The organism is uncultured Agrococcus sp. (assembly GCF_945915485.1).
Lineage (GTDB): Bacteria > Actinomycetota > Actinomycetes > Actinomycetales > Microbacteriaceae > Agrococcus.
In genome coordinates this window covers 1-2,979 of sequence record NZ_CAMEFJ010000161.1, presented here as the reverse complement: position 1 = coordinate 2,979, position 2,979 = coordinate 1, and the positions used below count along the sequence as shown (strand labels likewise).

Annotated in this window: 4 protein-coding genes; 2 read left to right on the top strand and 2 right to left on the bottom strand. The window is 66.6% G+C overall.

The features are described 5' to 3' along the window. A partial coding sequence (locus Q0O95_RS13895; RefSeq protein ID WP_293699912.1) for a hypothetical protein occupies positions 1 to 384 on the top strand: 384 nt, incomplete at its 5' end. A 38-nt stretch (positions 385 to 422) separates the two neighbouring features. Here Q0O95_RS13895 and Q0O95_RS13890 read toward each other — a convergent pair. After that, positions 423 to 1,040, bottom strand: a complete 618-nt coding sequence (locus Q0O95_RS13890; protein WP_293699910.1) for a DUF998 domain-containing protein — start codon at positions 1,038 to 1,040, stop codon at positions 423 to 425. Between the two features lie 147 nt (positions 1,041 to 1,187). On the opposite strand from Q0O95_RS13890, the gene Q0O95_RS13885 reads away from it, so the two are divergent. Next, a complete protein-coding gene (locus Q0O95_RS13885; protein WP_293699907.1) occupies positions 1,188 to 2,123 on the top strand; it encodes an asparaginase in 936 nt (311 codons plus the stop codon). Positions 2,124 to 2,187: 64 nt separating this feature from the next. On the opposite strand, the gene Q0O95_RS13880 is transcribed toward Q0O95_RS13885, so the two are convergent. Beyond that, positions 2,188 to 2,979: arginase family protein (locus Q0O95_RS13880; RefSeq protein WP_293699904.1), on the bottom strand; the 792-nt coding region annotated here is incomplete at its 5' end.

Genomic DNA, 2,979 nt, shown 5'->3' with positions numbered 1-2,979 from the left:
GCCGAACTCATCGCCGCGGAGGGCGACGACGAGCTTGACCTCGTAGTGGAGCTGTCGGGAACCGCGCGGAGGTCGCTGTTGGGTCGTGCGAAGAGTGCTGTTCTGATGCTGGGCGGTTACCGGTCGGGGCGCAACACTGCTGTGTCGAGCGAATCTCTGCAGCATTCGAACGGACGTGTCAGTGCACATTTCGTGCTCCCCGAGGGTGCCCTTAGAGAGTTTCGCGGTGACCGTGCTGCACTGTGGACGGCAGTTACGTTGCAGGATGGGCGCGGCAGCGGGCGCGCGCGCCTGCGGGCGAAGGAGGCTTTCTCAGCACGGAGGAAGGGTGTGCGTGTGTTCAGCACCAAGCGCGGCGGAGTAGGAATCGACCTGCGAGAGTAGCGTCGGCCGGGAGGCGCGAAGCAGCGAGCCCAGGCGGCCTAGTACATCGACAGCATTGTGAACACCATCGCCAGCCATAGCCAGCCGGGCACGATGAAGGCCCGCTGAATGATCCCGACTTTCGGTGAACTGACAGTCCAGGCCTTGTCGAAGAAGTAGTTCGCGGCTAGGAGCACGACAGCGGCGGCGCCAGCCGCGATCTTCTGCCAGAGGTCCGGCAGTGTGAACACTGCGATCGCGGCGACCGTAGGCAGCGAGAAGAACACGATGAGCCCGGCCCAGTCATGAATGTTGTGCGACGTGGAGAACTCCTCAGGGTCGCCCTCGGCGGTGCCGGGCGGGTAGCCGCGCATCGGGTCCATGGGGAATGCCGACAGTGCCAATCCGCTGCCGAACACGATCACGGCGATACCCAAGAACAGCCCTGACCCCTGCAACAGTATGCCGACGCCGCCGCACACGATCGCGCATCCCGAAATGGCGAAGTTGACGATTTGTATCCAGCCACGGCGACCGAGCGCGAGGGCGCTGACCGGATGCTGCACGTGCGAGTACCCGCGTCGAGCGCAGCCTTCGATATGGGCGATCATGAGGAAGCCGATAACGCCCGCTGCACCTATGCGCAGCAGCAGTGTCGCAGTTTCGGGGAAGTCCACAACGCCATTCGACCACGTCGGCTGCGATCGCAGCAGTGCCGATCGTCATGATCGTTCGATGCGCTGCAGCGGCAAAAACCAGATCAGGCTACGCTTGCCTGCTGTAGTCGCAGTCAGCCGAGAGCGGGCGGGAAGGCCGAAGAACTAGTGAGCAGAGCAACAACCGATTTTGTCATCGCGGTCGTCGATCGCGGAGGGTTCACCGAGTCGTGGCACACGGGTGTCGCAGTCCTCATCGACGCAGAGGGCGCGGTGCTCGAGCAGCACGGCAGCATCGATGCGCGACACGTTCTGCCTCGGTCATCGCTCAAGCCGTTGTACGCCGCCTCCATGCTCGCGCTCGGTACGACGCTCGAGGACGATCGTCAACTCGCGCTCGCCTGCGCATCGAACGGCCGCCTGCCGATGCACCTAGAGCTCGCCGAAGAGATGGCCGCTGCGCTGGGCGTTGAGGAAGATGAACTGCTGTGCCCGCCGATGCGACCCGCTACGGGTGGTGAGGCGTCGCCATCGGCGCACATGTGCGTCGGGAAGCACCTGCTGATGGCTCGCACCGCGCGCGGCTTCGACGCAACTCTTCCGTACACGGATGTCGCGCATCCGCTACAGGAGCGACTCCGCCAAGACCTCGAGCGGTTGACGGGGGTGCCGACTCGCGCATCCGTGGCAGACGGCTGCACGGCGCCGGTGCACAGCACGACCACCTTGGGGTTCGCCCTCGCGTTCCGCCAGTTGGTCGTCGACGGCGGTGACCCGCTGGCCGAGCACCTCTTGCGAGCGGGTGCGGCAATGCGGCAGCACCCGGCCGTCGTCGAGGCCCCCGGCAAGCCCGACACGGTTGTCGCAGAATCCTTCGACTGCATTGCGAAATTCGGCGCGGAAGGCACGCTCGCGATCACGATGCCGAACGGGATGACGGCCGTGACGCACTGCTTCGACGGCACCAGGCGAGCGGCGACCGTCGCCGCCGTCGATATGCTCGCGCGGCACGGGGCGATCCCCGGTGATGCTCTCGAACGTTACGCGAACGAGCTCGAACTGCAGCATTCCGGCGCCATCGTGAGGTCGGCGCTCGCGGGCTGAGCTGCTGTGTAGCGCCCGACCGCTCGTCACGCTTGACGGCACCGAGCAGAAACGGGGATGCCCGCTAGCGGTCGGCGAGACCCGCCAGCGCTTCCAGCACACCGAGGGCGACGAGCCGCACTGTCCGACCATCCTCGGTATCAGCTGTCGCGTCGACCTCGGTGAAATCGATGGAGCGCACCTGCTCATCGGCGCAGAGCGTGCGAACGAACTCGCGTAGCTGCCAGGCCGAGAGCCCGCCGGGAACGGATGCCGGGCATCCCGGCACGACGGCCCTGTCGCAGGCGTCGACGTCGATGTCCACGTGGATGATGCCGCCGCCGGCACCCGCGACTTCGAGCGCGCGGAGAGCGATGTCGCGCATCGGCTTCTTCTCGCACTCGGCACGGGAAATGACGGTGATGCCGTGCTCTTCGGCCCGCGCGGCGTAGTCGGAAGAGTTCGCGAAGTCCTGGATCCCCACCTGCACGACGCGGTCGGGGTTGAGTCCGGCGTCGATGAGCCGCTGAACGGGTGACCCGTTCGAGACGCCGTCACGCAGATCGTGGTGCGCATCCAGCGTTATCACCCCGACTTCATCGGGGCTTGCTCCCTGAGCCTCCCAGGTGCCGATCGCAGCCGGAACGGTCGCGGCATTGTCGCCGCCGAGCGCGATGACGAGCCGCGCTCGCTCGGAAGCGCTCTGCACGAGCGTCGCGGCATCCGCCTCGTGCGCGTCCGGGTCGGTGGCGTCGCCGGCGTCCGCGATCTGCAACGACGACATCGGCGTCCTGCTGCCGTACGCGTGCGGGGAGTAGCGTGCGAGCGCCTCCCGCACCGCCCCCGGTGTCGCGTGCGCGCCGGTCGCGGAGATCGA